At 55.6% G+C, this 17,024-nt stretch carries 13 protein-coding genes; 11 read left to right on the forward strand and 2 right to left on the reverse strand.

The features are described 5' to 3' along the window. Nucleotides 1–30: 30 nt before the first annotated feature. On the reverse strand, nt 31–465 hold the full coding sequence (locus MKJ04_RS10110; RefSeq protein WP_241641512.1) for an OsmC family peroxiredoxin: 435 nt from the start codon (nt 463–465) through the stop codon (nt 31–33). Nucleotides 466–633: 168 nt separating this feature from the next. Between MKJ04_RS10110 and MKJ04_RS10115 the strand changes: the two genes are divergently transcribed. From MKJ04_RS10115 to MKJ04_RS10140, 6 genes are read left to right on the forward strand one after another with little or no spacing between them, the layout of a single operon-like run. Further along, on the forward strand, nt 634–2,133 hold the full coding sequence (locus tag MKJ04_RS10115) for a GH3 auxin-responsive promoter family protein (RefSeq protein ID WP_241641513.1): 1,500 nt from the start codon (nt 634–636) through the stop codon (nt 2,131–2,133). A gap of 59 nt (nt 2,134–2,192) precedes the next feature. Beyond that, nucleotides 2,193–2,579, forward strand: coding sequence for a four helix bundle protein (locus tag MKJ04_RS10120; protein ID WP_241641514.1), 387 nt, complete (start codon nt 2,193–2,195; stop codon nt 2,577–2,579). A gap of 6 nt (nt 2,580–2,585) precedes the next feature. After that, nucleotides 2,586–3,758, forward strand: coding sequence for a 1-deoxy-D-xylulose-5-phosphate reductoisomerase (locus MKJ04_RS10125; RefSeq protein WP_241641515.1), 1,173 nt, complete (start codon nt 2,586–2,588; stop codon nt 3,756–3,758). Between the two features lie 55 nt (nt 3,759–3,813). Next, nucleotides 3,814–5,127 carry an RIP metalloprotease RseP gene (rseP, locus tag MKJ04_RS10130; RefSeq protein ID WP_241641516.1) on the forward strand — a complete coding sequence of 438 codons (1,314 nt, stop codon included), beginning with the start codon at nt 3,814–3,816 and terminating at the stop codon, nt 5,125–5,127. A 15-nt stretch (nt 5,128–5,142) separates the two neighbouring features. Further along, nucleotides 5,143–6,264, forward strand: a complete 1,122-nt coding sequence (locus tag MKJ04_RS10135; RefSeq protein ID WP_241641517.1) for a LysM peptidoglycan-binding domain-containing protein — start codon at nt 5,143–5,145, stop codon at nt 6,262–6,264. Between the two features lie 6 nt (nt 6,265–6,270). Next, the gene (locus tag MKJ04_RS10140) at nt 6,271–6,777 is read left to right on the forward strand and encodes a DUF6702 family protein (RefSeq protein ID WP_241641518.1); all 507 of its coding nucleotides are present in this window, start codon (nt 6,271–6,273) and stop codon (nt 6,775–6,777) included. A 351-nt stretch (nt 6,778–7,128) separates the two neighbouring features. Here MKJ04_RS10140 and MKJ04_RS10145 read toward each other — a convergent pair whose 3' ends face one another. Beyond that, on the reverse strand, nt 7,129–9,114 hold the full coding sequence (locus MKJ04_RS10145; protein ID WP_241641519.1) for an OmpA family protein: 1,986 nt from the start codon (nt 9,112–9,114) through the stop codon (nt 7,129–7,131). A gap of 280 nt (nt 9,115–9,394) precedes the next feature. On the opposite strand from MKJ04_RS10145, the gene lon reads away from it, so the two are divergent. From lon to MKJ04_RS10170, 5 genes are all read left to right on the forward strand, one after another. Further along, nucleotides 9,395–11,905, forward strand: a complete 2,511-nt coding sequence (lon, locus tag MKJ04_RS10150; RefSeq protein ID WP_241641520.1) for an endopeptidase La — start codon at nt 9,395–9,397, stop codon at nt 11,903–11,905. 65 nt (nt 11,906–11,970) lie between these two features. After that, a complete protein-coding gene (gene porQ / locus MKJ04_RS10155; protein WP_241641521.1) occupies nt 11,971–13,017 on the forward strand; it encodes a type IX secretion system protein PorQ in 1,047 nt (348 codons plus the stop codon). 66 nt (nt 13,018–13,083) lie between these two features. Beyond that, nucleotides 13,084–14,481, forward strand: a complete 1,398-nt coding sequence (hslU, locus tag MKJ04_RS10160) for an ATP-dependent protease ATPase subunit HslU (protein ID WP_241641522.1) — start codon at nt 13,084–13,086, stop codon at nt 14,479–14,481. Between the two features lie 414 nt (nt 14,482–14,895). After that, nucleotides 14,896–15,624 (forward strand): spondin domain-containing protein, encoded by a 729-nt coding sequence (locus MKJ04_RS10165; protein ID WP_241641523.1) that lies wholly within the window; start codon nt 14,896–14,898, stop codon nt 15,622–15,624. 239 nt (nt 15,625–15,863) lie between these two features. Continuing rightward, nucleotides 15,864–16,595, forward strand: coding sequence for an SDR family NAD(P)-dependent oxidoreductase (locus tag MKJ04_RS10170; RefSeq protein WP_241641524.1), 732 nt, complete (start codon nt 15,864–15,866; stop codon nt 16,593–16,595). The last annotated feature ends 429 nt before the right edge of the window (nt 16,596–17,024 follow it).

Raw genomic sequence — 17,024 nt, forward strand, 5'->3', positions numbered from 1 at the left:
CGCCCAACTGCAATATACTACTTTATTCTGCTATTCTGCAAGGCTGGCCTGCAGCGTGATTTCCGGCACCGCGCCGAGCGCCTTCGACACGGGGCATCCTGCCTTGGCTTTTTGCGCCAGTTCCTGGAATTTGGCATCCTCCAGGCCTGCGACCTTTGCCTGCGTTACCAGCTCTATCTTCTCGATCAGCGGTCCGCCGTCTTTCTCGCCGAGGAACACGGTGGCCTTTGTCTCCACAAACTCCGGAGAGAGGCCTTCGCCTTCCATAAGGGCGCTCAGGAACATGGAGAAGCAACCCGAGTGGGCGGCCCCGATCAGTTCCTCAGGGGAGGTGCCGCTGGTGCTGTCGCCGAAGCGCGAGGCGAATGTATACTTGGCCTGCACAGCCCCGTTGCCTGTCTTTACTTCACCTTCGCCGTTTTTCAGGCCCTTGTTCCATTTTGCTTCTGCTCTGTGTTTTTTCATGGTTTTGCTTTTTTTTGGGGTTATAGGTTGTAGTATAAACTTATACCACTGTGTGAAGTTCTGAAATTTTGTTAAAAAATCACCTAAGTAAATACTCCGATGTTTCCGGGAGGGTTATGGCATTGCCGCTTTAACTAATTATCTTTACCTCACACTAAAATAGGATGTATGGGTGTAAAAGCGTTGTTGAGCAGGCCACTGGCTGCGTATGTGCATAGAAAGCACCAAAGCTGGATCGAAAACCCGGTGGAGGCACAACAGGCCACCTTCAAAAAGCTGCTGCACACGGCACAACACACCCGCTTCGGCCGCGACCACGGCTTCCCGGCCATTGCCTCGCACGCCGATTTTGTGAAAGCCGTGCCGGTGCGCGACTACGAGGGGCTGGCAAGCTATTTCAAGCTGGTGAAGGAGGGCGAGCAAGACGTGCTGTGGCCGGGCAAGCCACTCTACCTGGCCAAAACCTCGGGCACCACCTCCGGCACCAAGTACATCCCCATCACCCGCGACTCTATCCCGAACCATATCAACGGCGCCCGCGACGCGCTGCTGGCTTACGTGTATGAAACCGGCCGCTCCGCTTTTCTGGACGGCAAGCTGATTTTCCTGTCGGGCAGCCCGGAACTGGAGCAGGTAGGGGGTATAAACACGGGCCGCCTGTCGGGCATCGCCAACCACCACGTGCCCGGTTATCTGCGCACCAACCAGCTGCCCAGTTACGAGACCAATTGCATCGAGGACTGGGAAGCCAAGCTCGACCAGATCATCGAGGAGACCATCGACCAGGACATGACGCTGATCTCGGGCATCCCGCCGTGGGTGCAGATGTATTTCGACAAGCTGAAGCAGCAGACGGGCAAGCTGGTGAAGGACATCTTTCCGAATTTCCAGCTGTTTGTGTATGGGGGCGTCAATTTCGAGCCATACCGCAAGAAACTGTTCGAGTCGATTGGCAAAGAGGTGGATTCCATTGAGCTGTTCCCGGCCTCCGAGGGCTTCTTCGCCTATCAGGACAAACAGGGCGACAGCGGGCTGCTGCTGCTGCTGGACGCCGGCATTTTCTACGAGTTTATACCCGTAGATGAGTTTTTCGACGACAACCCGACCCGACTGACGATAGGCGAGGTGGAGCTTGGCGTGAACTACGCGCTCGTGATCAGCAGCAACGCCGGCCTGTGGGGCTACTCCATCGGCGACACCGTCAGGTTTACCTCCCTGAAGCCCTATAAGCTGGTGGTGAGCGGACGCATCAAGCATTTTATATCCGCCTTCGGCGAACACGTGATCGGGGAGGAGGTGGAGAAGGCCATGCAGCAGACCATGCAGCTGTTTCCGGAGGTGGAACTGACGGAGTTTACGGTAGCGCCCTATGTGAGCCAGGACCAGGGGCAGTCATACCACGAGTGGCTGGTAGAGTTTGCCCGCCCGCCCGCGAAGCTGGCCGCCTTCGCCGCCGAGCTGGATACCCAGCTGCGCAGGTATAACTCCTACTACGACGACCTTATTGCCGGAAACATCCTGCAGCCCCTGAAACTGACGCCGCTGCCCAAAGGCGCTTTCCAGCACTACATGAAATCGCAGGGCAAGCTCGGCGGCCAGAACAAAGTGCCCCGCCTCAGCAACGACCGCCAACTGGCCTCAGGCCTGTTGGCAATTACGAATTCCTGATGATAGTTCCGAGTTCCTAATTCCGGGTTCCGAGTTAGAGGGAAGTAAAAAATAAGTGGATGGGAAAAAGCATCATTGCTGAGAAATCTTATGCCTTTGCGGTGAGAATCGTAAGGATGTATCAGCACTTATCTGCAGACAAAAAGGAATTTATACTGTCGAAGCAGGTACTACGAAGCGGGACATCCATCGGTGCCAACGTACAGGAGGCAACCGGAGGGCAGTCAACATCTGATTTTATACATAAGCTGAGCATCGCCCGGAAAGAAGCACGGGAAACCGCCTACTGGCTTCAGCTTTTACATGATACAGGCTACTTGGAAGCGAAGCAGTTCGAGAGCACACACGCTGACTGCCAGGGCCTGATTAAAATATTAAATAGTATCATATTAACGAGCCAGGGAAAGAGTAAAACCAACTCGGAACCAGGAATTCGTAATTCGTAACTCACTATGAAGAGAATCGCCATACTTGGCTCTACTGGTTCCATCGGCACGCAAGCGCTGGATGTGATCAGGGCCAACCCCGGGCATTTTGAGCTGGAGGTGATCACCGCCCACAGCAACGCCGCCCTGCTGATACAGCAGGCCCTCGAGTTCAGGCCCAATACCGTGGTGATTGCCCGCGAAGATTTGTACGAGCAGGTGCAGGACGCCCTGCAGCACCAGGACATAAAGGTATACGCCGGCACCAACGCGCTCTGCGCCGTGGTGGAGATGGGCACCGTGGACATGGTGCTCACCGCCATGGTAGGCTACGCCGGACTGCAGCCCACCATTCGGGCGATCAAAGCTGGCAAGCAAATTGCGCTGGCCAACAAAGAGACGCTGGTGGTGGCCGGGCAACTGGTAACGGGGCTGGCGAAGGAGTATGGCGTGAACATATACCCCGTGGACTCGGAGCACAGCGCTATTTTTCAGTGCCTGGCCGGGGAGTTCCACAACCCGATCGAGAAAATCATCCTCACTGCCTCCGGTGGCCCGTTTAGGGGGTATACCACGGAGCAGCTGGCTCAGGTCACGAAGACGCAGGCCCTGAAGCACCCGAACTGGGAGATGGGCGCCAAGATCACTATCGACTCTGCCTCGCTGATGAACAAAGGGCTGGAGGTGATCGAGGCAAAATGGCTTTTCGGGCTGCGCAACAACCAGATAGAGGTGGTGGTGCATCCGCAGTCCATCATCCACTCGCTGGTGCAGTTCGAGGATGGCTCCCTCAAGGCGCAGCTCGGGCTGCCCGACATGAAGCTGCCGATCCAGTATGCGATGGGCTACCCCGAAAGGCTGAAGTCTGACTTCCCGCGCTTCAACTTCATGGACTACCCGCAGCTGACCTTTGAGCAGCCCGACCTGAAGACGTTCCGGAATCTGGAGCTGGCGTTCAGTGCCATGGAAAAGGGCGGCAACATGCCCTGCATCCTCAATGCCGCCAACGAGGTGGCCGTCAGTGCTTTCCTGCGCGAGGAAGTGGGCTTTCTGCAGATGTCCGACATCATCGAAAGCTGTCTGGCAAAAGTTGCGTATATTGCGAATCCTTCCTACGACAGCTATGTTGAGACGGACAAGGAGACACGCGTGCAGGCTACGGAGCTAATCCGGAAGGGTGCGAAAACAAGTACGAAATAAGTCTGTTGCTCTAGGGCGTTCAGATAAGCTGTAGGTGATAATTTTTCTTTTTTAGATGGACATAATTGTAATGGTGGGTCAGCTTGTGCTGGGCCTGACGATACTGGTAGGATTGCACGAGCTGGGCCACATGCTGGCGGCCAAATGGTTCGGGATGCGGGTAGAGAAATATGCCATCGGCTTCCCCCCTAAAATATTCGGCAAGAAGATCGGCGAGACAGAGTACATGCTGGGCCTGATCCCGCTGGGCGGTTTTGTGAAGATTTCCGGGATGGTGGACGAGTCGATGGACACGGAGGCGCTCAAAGAGGAGCCGAAGCCCTGGGAGTTTAGGGCCAAGCCCGCCTGGCAGCGCCTGATCGTAATGATGGGCGGTATCATCGTCAACGTCATCACCGGCATCGTGATCTTTATCGCGCTCACCTACAACTACGGCGAGCAGTACATCCCCGCCGATGAGGTGAAATACGGCATCGTGGCCAACGAGATTGGCCAGGAGATCGGATTTAAGACCGGCGACAAAGTGGTGGCGGTGAACGGCAAGAAACTGGAGCGCTTCGAAGATATCCGCTCGATGGATGCCCTGCTGGGCAGCAACGCCTACTACACTGTGGAGCGCGACGGCCAGTTGCTGGACATACAGGTGCCCCTGGACCTGATGGACAAGCTGGCAGACAACAAGAGCGAGTCGTTTTTTGTGGAGCCGCGCGTGCCCTTTAAGGTAGGCGATGTGGTGGCCAACAGCGCCGCCGCAAAGGCAGGCCTGCAGGAGGGCGACTTCATCACGAAGGTAAACGGGCAGGGCGTGCAGTTCTTCCATGAGTTTCAGCAGGCGATGCAGCAGAACAAGGGCAAAGCCGTGACCATGACCGTGGACCGCGACGGCAAACTGATCAAACTGAAAACAGACGTGAGCGAAGACGGCACCATCGGGTTCCACTCCATGCCGCTGCTGCAGCTGGCCACCCGCGACTATACGCTGGGCGAGTCCATCCCGATGGGCACCGAGCAGGCCTTCAGCGTGATCGCGGCCAACATGAAAGGCTTCGGCAAGATTTTCAGGGGCGAGGTGTCGGCCTCCAAGTCGCTGAGCGGCCCGATCGGAATTGCACAGATTTTCGGCGATACGTTCAACTGGTATAAGTTCTGGACGATCACGGGCATGCTCTCGATGGTGCTGGCGTTTATGAACTTCCTGCCCATACCGGCCCTGGATGGCGGACACGTGGTTTTTTTGACGTATGAGATGATCAGCGGGCGCAAACCCTCTGACAACTTCCTGGAGAACGCCCAAAAAGTGGGTATGGTTATTTTGTTCGGCTTGATGGCTTTCGCTATCTTTAACGATGTGTTCAAGTTGATCTTCTAACCAACGGTTTCATCCATGAAATCCCTTTTTGCCCTTACCCTTACAAGCTTATTTTTACCCCTTATTTTCGTTTTTAGTACCGCAGAAGCAGCCCACGCCGGCAAGCTTCCGCCACCCACGCCAGCCTCCGGCGACAGCGTGTATGTGGTGCAGCAGGGCGATACCTATTACAGCCTTTCGCGGCGCCTCGGCATTCCGCTGGACTCGCTCCAGACCTGGAACAACCATACGCTGCAAATCGGCCAGACGCTATACCTGTCGCGCATGGATGCGCAAACTGCCGCCACGCCCGTAGCAGCACCCGCTTCCGCCCCGGCACCGGTTGCCAAAAGCACCCATGTCAGCAGCGCGGCTATATCTGGCCCCACAGTTCCGACGGGTACGCCGGAAAGTAACTCTGCCGCCGCAGCCCCTGCACCCACCCTGGCAGGCAACAAGACCAAGAGCCGCATCCTGGTCATCCCCTTCGACCCATACCTCTACTTTTCGGATGCCGACTACGAGATTGCCCGGCAGTCGCATATCCCGCGCCAGAACGTGCGGCACGTGTTCCGGAACAGGCTGAACGCCATGCTCGCCCCCCAGGGCTACGAAACCATACATCTGCTGGGCGGCGTGTACCGCGACAGTGTAAGCGAACTGAACCGTGTCTATAAATCGCTCAACTACAGCTATCAGGACAACAAACAGTCGCGGTATAACCACCAGCCTACTGTGCGGGATGAGAAGGAGGGGGCCGCGGCCTGGATGAAGCGCCAGAAGGAGAAACTGGGTTTGAAAGAGGGCGAAGGCGAAATCTCGATTGCCCAGGACCCCAGCAAGCACTTTGGCGTGAAGGTGAAGGACCCGAACTTCTTCAGCTATTTCAACGGCCAGTATGGCATCGACTACTATGTGTTCATCAATCAGTTTGAGGTGAAAACCGTGTATGAGAACTGTTTAGACAGGGCGGCGGAGAACTATGAGCGCGATTTTCTGGTTCACTATTCGATCTATGACAGTAACGGCGAGCTGGTGTCGGGCAACAAGGTGAACATACCCTACCAGTCGAACATCAACGACGTGCAGCATATTGTGAGCGAGAACATGCCCACTATGGCCAAACGCGTACTGGCCGACCTGCCCGCCGGCAAATAATATCCTATGCTACACAAGTTTTTCTTAAGTACAGTGCTGCTGCTGGCGCTGCTGGCCACGCAACCCGCCAGCGCGCACGAGTACCATGCCAGCATCACCGACGTGAAGTTCAATCCCCGCACCCAGCACCTGGAGGTGGCCGTGAAGGTTTTTATGGATGATCTGGAACAGCTCCTCTCGCAGCGCGCCAAAGCAAAAGTCGTGTACAGCGGCAGCTCGGCGGCGGTGCAGCAGCAACTGGCAGCCTACCTGAGCACCGCCCTGACATTTGAACTGGAGAAAGGTAAGCCGCTGAAGTCCAGGCTGGTGGGCTCTGAGGAGGAAGCCGACGTGGTATGGCTCTACATCGAAGTGCCGGTGCAGCAGGCCACCCTCAGGCAGCTATACATCAAAAACGCCATCCTGACAGACCTTTTCAGCGACCAGATGAACATCGTGAACGTGAACCATATGGGCAAGACCGAAAGCGTGCTGATGCAGCGCGGCGACACAGGCAAAAAACTCACGTTTTAAAGTATCGCCTGTTAAAGGCAGCAAAGGGGCCAGACTATTCACCGATAGTCTGGCCCCCTTGCTTATACCCCCTCTATGGCGCAAGCGTCCGCTTGTGCCTCAGAATAATACCGTTATCAAATAGATTCTGTGCATGTGGAAGTGTCTGTGCAGAATACCCCACCCCTACCCCCACGAGGGGAATTGCATTACTTGAAAGGTAATGCTGTATGCGCTTATCGATTGATATTGGTATGAGTATAACCAGCCTCAAGAGCGGCACAAGCGGACGCTTGCGCCAGTATTTGTAACTCCAGAAGCTGATGGGATTTGATTGGGTAGAGCCGGATAGGGTATGGCCCTGCTGTCGGGTCAGCGGTTGCCTTTTTTCGGTTTGATGATGGTGAACTCCACACGGCGGTTCATGCGGCGGTCTTCCTCTGTCTTTTCCGGTGTTCGGATGGGCTTCTGGCTGCCGTGGCCAATGGCGTCGATGCGGTCGTCGGTGATGTTGACTTTGCGCTCGATGTAGCGCTTGATGGCGTCAGCCCTGTCCTGGGAGAGCGAGCGGTTAAAATCGGGGTCGCCAAAGCCGTCGGTGTGGCCGGCGATCTCCAGCCGGAATTTGGGGTGGTCGATCAGAAAGAGCGCCACCTCATCCAGAATCGGCTCCATCTCCTCCTTTATGTTCGACATGTTCTGGTCGAACTCGATGTTGCGGAACACCATCGGGATGCTGTAGTCGATCACGGTGGTCATTACCTGAAACGACGTGTCCTGCTGCAGCGACAGTTCCCGCTCTATCGTGAAGAAATCGGGGCTCTGGATCAGCATCATATACCGCGTCTTGTCAATCAGGTCGAACTCAAAAGTGCCGTCCGGCCGGATGTACTTCGAGGAGATCTCGATGCCGTTGTCCAAATCCACGATGGAGATTATGCCCGACAGCGGCTTGCGGGTGACGGAGTCGGTGAGGGTGCCCTCCACCTTCGTGACGGCCAGCGGGTGCGCCTCCATGGGCAGCGGGAACGAGTAGAGGTCCAGGTTGTCGATGTCGTCGGCCTCGGAGCGGGCATAGTAGAGGTTGCGGGAGGCGGCGTCGATGGTGAAGTAATACTCGCTGCCCCGCCCGTTTACCAGCGGGCCGATGTTACGGGGCTCCTGCCACTCCCCCTGTATCTTGTAGGTCTTGTAGATGTCGAAGTCGCCGAAGTTGTAGAGCTGGCCCCGCGAGGAGAAGTACAGCACCTGGTATAGCGGGTGGAAAAAGGGGCTCACCTCGCTCTCGCGCGTGTTCACCACTGGCCCCGCGTTCTGTGCCGGAGCCCAGCTGCCGCTTTTTGTCTTGTGGGTGAAGTAGATGTCGGAAAGGCCGAAGCCCCCGAGGCGGTCGGAGGCAAAGTACAGGGTGTCTTCTTTGGAAGAGAGGGTCGGCTGCGAGTCCCAGGCTTTGGAGTTGACGTTTGTACCCAGGTTTTTGATGGCTCCCCACGTGCCGTCGGGCTGCAGAGTGGCCATGTACAGGTCGCAGTTTCCCATACCGTCGGGTGCCTCGCAGCGGGCAAAGTACAGCGTTTTCCCGTCGCGGCTCAGGCAGGCGGACCCCTCGTTGTAAATGCTGTTGATGGGTTTGCCAAACGACTTGGCCTCCTCCCAGAAGCCGTTGTTCTGCTTGCTGTAAAAAAGGTCCTCGTTCACGCGCGTCTCCATCCCCTGGTAGTTGATGTTGCGCTTAGAGGTATAAATGAACAGCTGGTTCTCGTCGCTCAGCGTGGGCCCGTAGTCGGCATAGTCGGAGTTTATCGCGTTGCCCATGTTGAGGTATACCCCCTTGGGCGGCTTGAAGGTAGCGATAGACTTGCGGTACTCCACCATCTCGTAGTAATAGTCGAGCGGCACATAGTAGTCTTTGGTGTTCTGCTCCAGCGAGTCGAAGTGCGAGGTGACGCGGCGCACATCGGAGCGGTGGTGCTTGAGCACCAGCCGGTAAAGCACCGTGGCTTTCTCCGTCTGGCCCTGCTTTTCATAGAGCTGGCCGAGGCGCCATAACAACGGAGTGTCTTTGTAGAAGTTCTCGATGCCGAAATTGTGCACGTAGCGCTCCAGCAGGGGCAGCATTTGCGCGTATTTGCGGCGCTTTTCTAATTTTTGTATGGCTGCCAGCTTCTTGGGCTCGTGATAGTAAGGTATTTTATTTAAATTGGGAAATTGTATACCATATCCGGGATTGTATGATTTTTTGTGCACGATCTGCCCATTGCCCGGGGCCAGCGGGATTTGCTTATACCCCTGCCCCTGCCCTGCAAAAGGCAAGCAGAGCAGCATCAAGCAAATGGCCTGCAGGAGCGATCGTTTCATCTGGATAATTGTTGCACCGTGACAAAGATATCAATTCTTTACTATATTTTCCAGGCTGCTGCCTGAACCCGTGCAACTTCTACGTATGCGCGCGGAATGTGCGGCCAAGCCTGTGCTGAGGCCGGGAGCAACAGAGTTGCATGCAATAGTACAGAATTTTACTTCGAGACAAATAAAAAAACCTGCCATACCTGCCTTGGCACAAGACTTGACAATACAATGCAAATCAGAAAAACGGGGGATACGATGTTTTTTCTGTCATAATGGCACTAATCTATATATGAACTATACTTTCAATCATTTTCTACACAACCTTTTGCTTAGCGGAATTTCAGACGATGACGACACGGAGCTCATCCCGATCATCACGGCAGACATTGAGGATGACGTGAAAACGGAGGAGCTGCCGGACGAATTGCCCATTCTGGCAGTGCGCAACACCGTGCTGTTTCCGGGAGTGGTGCTGCCGATTACCGTGAGCCGTAAAAAGTCTGTGAAACTGGTGCGCAAAGCCCATACCGGCGACAAGATCATCGGGGTAGTGGCCCAGAAGAACACCGTAAGCGACGACCCCATGGGCGAAGACCTGTATGAGATCGGCACGATCGCGAAGATCCTGAAGATGCTGGTGCTGCCCGACGGCAACACCACGATCATCATCCAGGGGCAGAGCCGCTTCAAGATCGAGGAGATCAAGCGGGAAGACCCCTACCTGACGGCCAAGGTAAGCCTGTGCGAGGAAACCCCGCTCGACAAGAAAAGCAAGAATGTGAAAGCCCTGGTGCAGTCGCTGAAAGACGCGGCTGGCAAGATGCTGAAGCTAAACCCGGAGATACCGCAGGAGGCGCAGGTGGCGCTCGATAACATCGACAGCCCGAGCTTCCTGACCCACTTCCTGTCGAGCAACCTGAACGTGGAGGTGGCCCAGAAACAGCTGCTGCTGGAGGTGAACGACAGCACCGAGCGCGGCACCCAGCTGCTGGAGCTGATGCTCCGCGAGATTCAGATGCTGGAGCTGAAGCAGGAAATCCACTCCAAAGTGCACACCGACATTGACCAGCAGCAGCGCGACTATTTCCTGCGGCAGCAGATAAAGGTGCTGCAGGACGAGCTGGGGCAGGAGGGGCCCGACCAGGAGATTGAGCGTTTCCGGGAGCGGGCTAAGAAAAAGAAATGGGCTGAGCCGGTGGCAAAGCACTTCCAGAAAGAGATTGACAAGCTGGGCCGCCTCAACTCGCAGGCGGCAGAGTACCCGGTGGCGGTGAATTACCTCGAGTTTCTGCTCGACCTGCCCTGGAACGATTATACCAAAGACAACTTCAACCTGAAGCGCACCAGAAAGATACTTGATGCCGACCATTACGGACTGGAGAAAGTGAAGGAGCGCATTCTGGAATACCTGGCGGTGCTGAAGCTGAAGAACGACATGAAAGCGCCAATTCTGTGCCTGTACGGCCCTCCGGGGGTGGGTAAAACCTCTTTGGGCCGCTCAGTTGCCAAGGCGCTGGGGCGTAACTACGTGCGCATGTCGCTGGGCGGCGTGCGCGACGAGGCGGAGATCCGCGGACACCGCCGCACCTATGTGGGCGCAATGCCAGGCAAGATCATCAGCCAGATTAAGAAAACAGGTTCCTCCAACCCGGTCATTATCCTGGACGAGATAGACAAGCTGGCCTCCGATTTCCGGGGCGATCCGGCCTCTGCCCTGCTCGAGGTACTGGACCCGGAGCAGAACCATACCTTCATGGACAATTACCTGGACGTGGAGTATGACCTGTCGAAGGTGCTGTTCATTGCCACAGCCAACTCCCTCGAGACCATTCAGCCTGCTCTACGCGACCGGATGGAGATTATCGAGATCACGGGGTATACCCTGGAGGAGAAAACCGAGATCGCCAAGCGCCATCTGGTGCCGAAGCAACTCAAGGAGCACGGCCTGAAACCGGAGGACGTGAAGGTGCCGAAGCCAACCATCGAAAAGCTGATCGACGATTATACCCGCGAGTCGGGCGTGCGGAACCTGGAGCGGAAAATCGGGCAGCTGGTGCGCAACACGGCCAAGCTGAAGGCGATGGAGGAGGAGTTTGCCAAGTCCATCAAGCCCGAGGACGTGACCAAGATCCTGGGTTCGGAGATTTTCGACAAAGAGATTTACCAGGACATCGACACGGCCGGAGTGGTGACGGGCCTTGCCTGGACCTCGGTGGGCGGTGATATCCTGTTCATTGAGTCGATCCTGAGCAGGGGCAAGGGCAAGCTGACGCTCTCGGGCCAGTTGGGCGATGTGATGAAGGAGTCGGCCATGACGGCCATCTCCTACCTGAAAGCGCACGCCGACCTGCTGGAGATCGACTACCGCCTCTTTGACCAGTATGACCTGCACATCCACTTCCCGGAGGGGGCAGTGCCGAAAGACGGCCCGTCGGCGGGTATAGCCATTTTCACGTCCATTGCCTCTGTGTTCACGCAGCGCAAGGTAAAGTCGCGGCTGGCCATGACGGGCGAGATTACGCTGCGCGGCAAGGTGTTGCCGGTAGGGGGCATCAAGGAGAAGATACTGGCTGCCAAGCGTGCCGGCATCACTGACATTATCCTGTGCCAGAAAAACAAAAAAGACATCAACGACATCCCGGCGCACTACATCAAGGGCCTCACCATCCATTATGTAGACCGTGTGGATGACGTGGTCCGGATCGCGCTGCTGCAGGAGAAAGTGAAATACCCGCTGAAGCTGACGGTGACGGAAGAGAAAATTCTGAATGGGCGTGTGAGTGACGAACTGAACAATTGACCTTTTCCTGACTGAGCAGGTAGCATTTTATATACTATCTGGTATTCAGAATTACCTATTACGCCATGAAAGCACACAAGCCACTGCTAAGTATGTTGCTGCTATGCTTCGCCCTGACAGCGCAGGCACAGATAGGCGGGCAGCGTGCTTTCTCCTTTCTGGAGTTGCCGCACAGTGCCAAGCGGGCGGCTTTGGGGGGTATAAACGTGTCGGCGGGGGCGCACGATGTGAACATGGTGGCCGCTAACCCCGCCCTGCTGAACGAGGAGATGGACAACCAGCTTTCGCTGAGCTATATCGGCTATCTGGCGGATATCCGGCAAAGCAGCGTAGCCTACGCCTTCCACTCGGAGAAATACGGCCGCTGGGCCGCTGGCGTCAATTACCTGAACTACGGGGATTTTGTGCAGCGCGACGCGACCGGAACGGAGCTAGGCACTTTTAACGTAAACGACTATACCCTGAGCCTAACGCATGCCCGGCAAGCGGAGGCCTTCACGATGGGGGCCACGGCAAAGGTGGCGGTATCCAGCATCGCCGGGAGCCAGGCGGTGGGCCTGCTGGCCGATGCAGGGGTGGCCTTTAACCATCCGGAGAAAGACCTGACGGTGGGCCTCGCCTTCAAGAACATCGGCTATCAGGTGAAAGCCTATGACGGCGGAGACCGCCAGCCCATGCCGTTTGATGCCCAACTGGGTATAAGCTACAAGCCCTTGCACATGCCGGTGCGGCTGTCGCTCACGGCGCACCGCCTCTACCAGTTCGACATCGTGTACCTCGACCCAAACGAGCCGGGGCAACTGGATGAAAACGGCAACGAGGTGAAGGAAGAGAAAAAGCTGGCCGATAAGATCGCACGGCACTTTGTGGCGGGCGCTGAGTTTGTGTTCAGCAAGAACTTTCAGCTTCGGGCCGGGTATAACCACCTGCGCCGCCGGGAGCTGCGCCTCGATACGTCCTCGGGCGGGGCCGGTTTCTCGGTGGGGGCCATGCTGCGGGTGCGGACCTTTGAGCTGAACTACGGCAGCGCCTTTTTCCATCCATCCGGAGCCACGCACTACATCACCGTGAGCACCAATACCCGAACGTTCCTGAAAAATAAAAGTATTTGATAACGCAACAGGCCATACCCTTGTTAGGTAATAGTGCCTGCAATTTAATCAAAAGGAGAAAAGACCATGTTAGATAATATAGAACACTTAACCCCGGCCCAGATTGTAGCGGAGCTGGACAAGTATATCATTGGGCAGAACGACGCCAAACGCAACGTGGCCATAGCGCTGCGCAACCGCTGGCGGCGCATGAATGCCGCAGAAAACATTAAAAGCGAGATCGTGCCGAACAACATCCTGATGATCGGGGCGACTGGCGTGGGCAAGACAGAGATTGCCCGCCGCCTGGCCAAAATCGCCGATGCGCCCTTCACCAAGGTGGAGGCATCCAAGTTTACCGAGGTGGGCTACGTGGGCCGCGACGTAGAGAGCATGGTGCGCGACCTGATGGAGCAGTCGGTGAATATGGTAAAGCAGAAGAAGAAAGAGGAAGTGAAGGTAAAGGCCGCAGAGCTGGTGGAAGACATTATCCTGGATGCGCTCATACCCCCGATCCAGGGCCGAAGCAGCACGCCGGTGTCTTACGCATCTTCCGACCCGAATGCGATGCCCGACACAGACTATGAGCTGAACGAGCGCACCCGCGAGAAATTCAGAGAGAAAATCCGGAAAGGCGAGCTGGAAGACCGCAAGATCGAGATCCGGGTGCAGCAGAGCGCGATGCCGGGTATGGGCGGCCTGGCCCCCGGTATGGATGAGGCATCGATGATGAACATCCAGGAGATGATCAGCGGGATGATGCCCAAGAAAACGAAGAAGCGCAAGGTGACTATTGCCGAGGCCCGCAAGATTTTGCTGGAGGAGGAGGCGTCCAAGCTCATCGACATGGACGAGGTGAAGGAGGAGGCGATCTTCAAGGCGGAGAACTCCGGCGTGATCTTTATCGATGAGATAGACAAGGTGGCCAGCTCGAGCAAGAAGGGCGGCGGAGGCCCCGACGTGAGCCGCGAAGGCGTGCAGCGCGACCTGCTGCCGATTGTGGAGGGCTCGGCGGTAAACACCAAGTATGGCATCATCAACACCGACCATATCCTGTTCATCGCCGCCGGTGCGTTCCACGTGGCCAAGCCCTCCGACCTGATCCCGGAGTTGCAGGGCCGTTTCCCGATTCGGGTGGAGCTGAACAGCCTGACGAAGGAAGATTTCTATCAGATCCTGAAGTTCCCGAAAAACGCCCTGACAAAGCAGTATGAGGCCTTACTGAAGGCGGAAGACGTGGAGCTGACCTTCAACGATGAGGCTTTGGACGAGATCGCCTCGATTGCCTTCGAGGTGAACACAGAAGTGGAGAACATCGGTGCCCGCCGCCTGCATACGGTGATGAGCCGCCTGCTCAACGACATCCTCTTCGATGTGCCCGACAAGATCAGCGCCAATGCCCATATCGTCATTACCCGCGAAACGGTGCAGGAGAAACTCTCGGGCATGGTGAAAAACCGCGACCTGAGCCAGTATATTTTATAATTACGAATTACGAATTACGAGTTACGAATTACGAATGTGAGGTTAGCCCCACCTCACCTCATGCATTTTCTGAACATATATTAAAAGAGCTGGCGTCTTTGCTTTGGCAGGGGCGCCAGCTTTTTTGGTGTAGGCTGGTGTGGTTTCCGCCACGGAGTGCTGCCTGCCTGAATCGGAGGATAACAATTACACTGGTTTATTTCGATGTAGTGCGGTTATACCCTCCTCCGGCTGAAAGGTATCTGGATTTTATCTAGCTTAACCTTGGTTAACTTCCATAATTTATACCCTTGCATCACAAAAGCCGTTATTCGCTAATAGTCTTGGTATCTGATTTAAAATCAGCTGTTTAAAATCGTAAGTATAGGCGGTCTCCCGATTGGGGAGTGTGTTTTACTTTATTTGTTTAAGACGATGGGATATAGGTTTAGAGGATGCTGGATTTTTTTATTGGCGCTGGCGCTTGGCAGCTGCAAAGAGGCTGATGATTTTGAGTTTGTTTCTAAGAAATTTACGGTGCGCATTGAGAACGTTTCTACTGCAAACCTGGTCAATACGCCTCGGGCTGACGGCACGGTACCGCTTTCGCCGGGCGTGTACGCGGTATATGACCATTACAACCCGATGTTTCGGGTAGGGATGGCAGCCGACGAGGGGATTTCACGAATTGCGGAGGACGGCTTCCCGGAGCAGGAAATTATGGAGTTGCAAAGCATGTCCAAAGTGCTTTCCGGCACGTTCATGTCGCCGGGCGGCCCGGATAACGGACCCGCGATCTTTGCTGGCGAAGTCGCCACATTTACCTTCAGGGCCTCACCCGGCGACCGCCTGCAGATCGCCACGATGTTTGTGCAGTCAAACGACTGGTTTTATGCCTTCGGCGACAAGGGCCTTGACTTGTTTGACGGCCTGCATGCCGTGGAGGGCGATGTGACCTCGCATCTGGTGCTGTATGATGCCGGCACGGAGGAGGACACCGCACCCGGCACCGGCCCTTTCCAAAAGCCCGTTCAGGATCCGCTGGCCACTAACATAGGCCCCGACGATGCGGTGAATCAGATTCAGAAAGCGGCCACCCGGCATCCTGACTTCACCATACCGTCCACCGCGGCTGTCATTAAAGTGACGATCACACATCAGTAAACGGCAACGTTCGCTGAGATGTGCGCTCCGGGTATGGAGGAGCAGAAATTGGGCTTGGCTCTAAGTCAGGTAAGCCTACAGCAACAGGAGCTGGCGCTATTGCTTTGGCAAGGGTGCCAGCTCCTGTTATTTTGTATGCGGGCGAGCCCATACCGCATAAGCACCATGTAGGAGCTATACCTTTATACCCTGTTCTTCGTAATTTCTAATTCAGAAATTCTAATTTTTAATCCAACGAAGTGAACATCTACATCATAACGGGAGCCAGTAAAGGCATCGGCAAAGCCATAGCCCAGGAACTGCTGAAAGACGAGAATAACCGCGTGGTGGGCGTGCAGCGCACCGACACCCTGCGGCATCCCAACTACCGCCACCAGCCCATGGATTTTTCGGACATCGAGGCCGTGGAGCATAACCTGCAGAAGGTGTTTTTACCCTACGAAGGTGCCGAAAAGCTGGTGCTGATCAACAACGCAGGCACGCTGGGCGATATCGGATATGTGGGTGAGCAGATGCCGAACGAGCGCTTTGAGTTTGTGTTCGACATCAACGTGATTGTGCCAGCCATGCTGATGAACACGTTTTTGGAGGTATACCGGCAGCACCCGGCCCGGAAAGTAGTGGTGAACGTCAGCTCCGGCGCAGGCAAATACCCCGTGGACGGTTGGGCGAGCTACTGCGCCTCCAAAGCCGCCCTGGATATGCTCTCGCTGACGGTGCAGAAAGAGCAGGAGGTGCGCGGCACGAGTACAAAAATATACGCCCTGTCGCCAGGGGTGGTCGATACGGCCATGCAGGCGAGTATCCGGGAGGCCGACGTGAACCGCTTCAGTAACGTAGCGAAGTTCCAGGATTATAAAGCCAATGGAGAGTTAGCCACACCCGAAGAGGTAGGCCGGAAGATCGTACATTTTCTACACAACACAGACCAGTATAAGGATGTCATCGTATCCGTGCGCGACATGCCCTAGTGCTTCGCCAACCAGTTTGCCACACAAAAAGAACCTTGCCCAACCGGCAAGGTTCTTTTTTTATTTCTCCTGCTGTAGCTATTGGAAAGCTGCCAGAGGATAGGTACAGCTCGAGGGCGTTTTTGAGCATGTGTTTCCCATCGGAACTCTATGGCGCAAGCGTCCGCTTGTGCCTCGTGAGCAACCCAACCTGCTGCACATCGCCTAGTAATAGCAGCACGCTTCCACAAGATTTTTTCAGGATGACAGGAATAGGAGAATGTGACGCCTCTCCGTCAGCACCGGGCGTGGGCTGTTTTGAGGCGCAACAGCTACGGTGCTCTACCTCGCCAAAGAGTATAATCCCGACACAGCAGGATACATTTTTGGGAAATATTGCTTTATTTGGGGTTGATGTATTTCTGAATATGCCCCTGAACCAAGAGAAAA

The organism is Pontibacter sp. E15-1 (assembly GCF_022601975.1).
In the GTDB taxonomy this organism is placed as follows: Bacteria; Bacteroidota; Bacteroidia; order Cytophagales; family Hymenobacteraceae; genus Pontibacter.

Bases quoted from the DNA above. Each gene is read 5' to 3' on its own strand.
- MKJ04_RS10110 (WP_241641512.1), bottom strand. From the start codon at position 465: ATGAAAAAACACAGAGCAGAAGCAAAATGGAACAAGGGCCTGAAAAAC.
- MKJ04_RS10115 (WP_241641513.1), top strand. From the start codon at position 634: ATGGGTGTAAAAGCGTTGTTGAGCAGGCCACTGGCTGCGTATGTGCAT.
- MKJ04_RS10120 (WP_241641514.1), top strand. From the start codon at position 2,193: ATGGGAAAAAGCATCATTGCTGAGAAATCTTATGCCTTTGCGGTGAGA.
- MKJ04_RS10125 (WP_241641515.1), top strand. From the start codon at position 2,586: ATGAAGAGAATCGCCATACTTGGCTCTACTGGTTCCATCGGCACGCAA.
- rseP (WP_241641516.1), top strand. From the start codon at position 3,814: ATGGACATAATTGTAATGGTGGGTCAGCTTGTGCTGGGCCTGACGATA.
- MKJ04_RS10135 (WP_241641517.1), top strand. From the start codon at position 5,143: ATGAAATCCCTTTTTGCCCTTACCCTTACAAGCTTATTTTTACCCCTT.
- MKJ04_RS10140 (WP_241641518.1), top strand. From the start codon at position 6,271: ATGCTACACAAGTTTTTCTTAAGTACAGTGCTGCTGCTGGCGCTGCTG.
- MKJ04_RS10145 (WP_241641519.1), bottom strand. From the start codon at position 9,114: ATGAAACGATCGCTCCTGCAGGCCATTTGCTTGATGCTGCTCTGCTTG.
- lon (WP_241641520.1), top strand. From the start codon at position 9,395: ATGAACTATACTTTCAATCATTTTCTACACAACCTTTTGCTTAGCGGA.
- porQ (WP_241641521.1), top strand. From the start codon at position 11,971: ATGAAAGCACACAAGCCACTGCTAAGTATGTTGCTGCTATGCTTCGCC.
- hslU (WP_241641522.1), top strand. From the start codon at position 13,084: ATGTTAGATAATATAGAACACTTAACCCCGGCCCAGATTGTAGCGGAG.
- MKJ04_RS10165 (WP_241641523.1), top strand. From the start codon at position 14,896: ATGGGATATAGGTTTAGAGGATGCTGGATTTTTTTATTGGCGCTGGCG.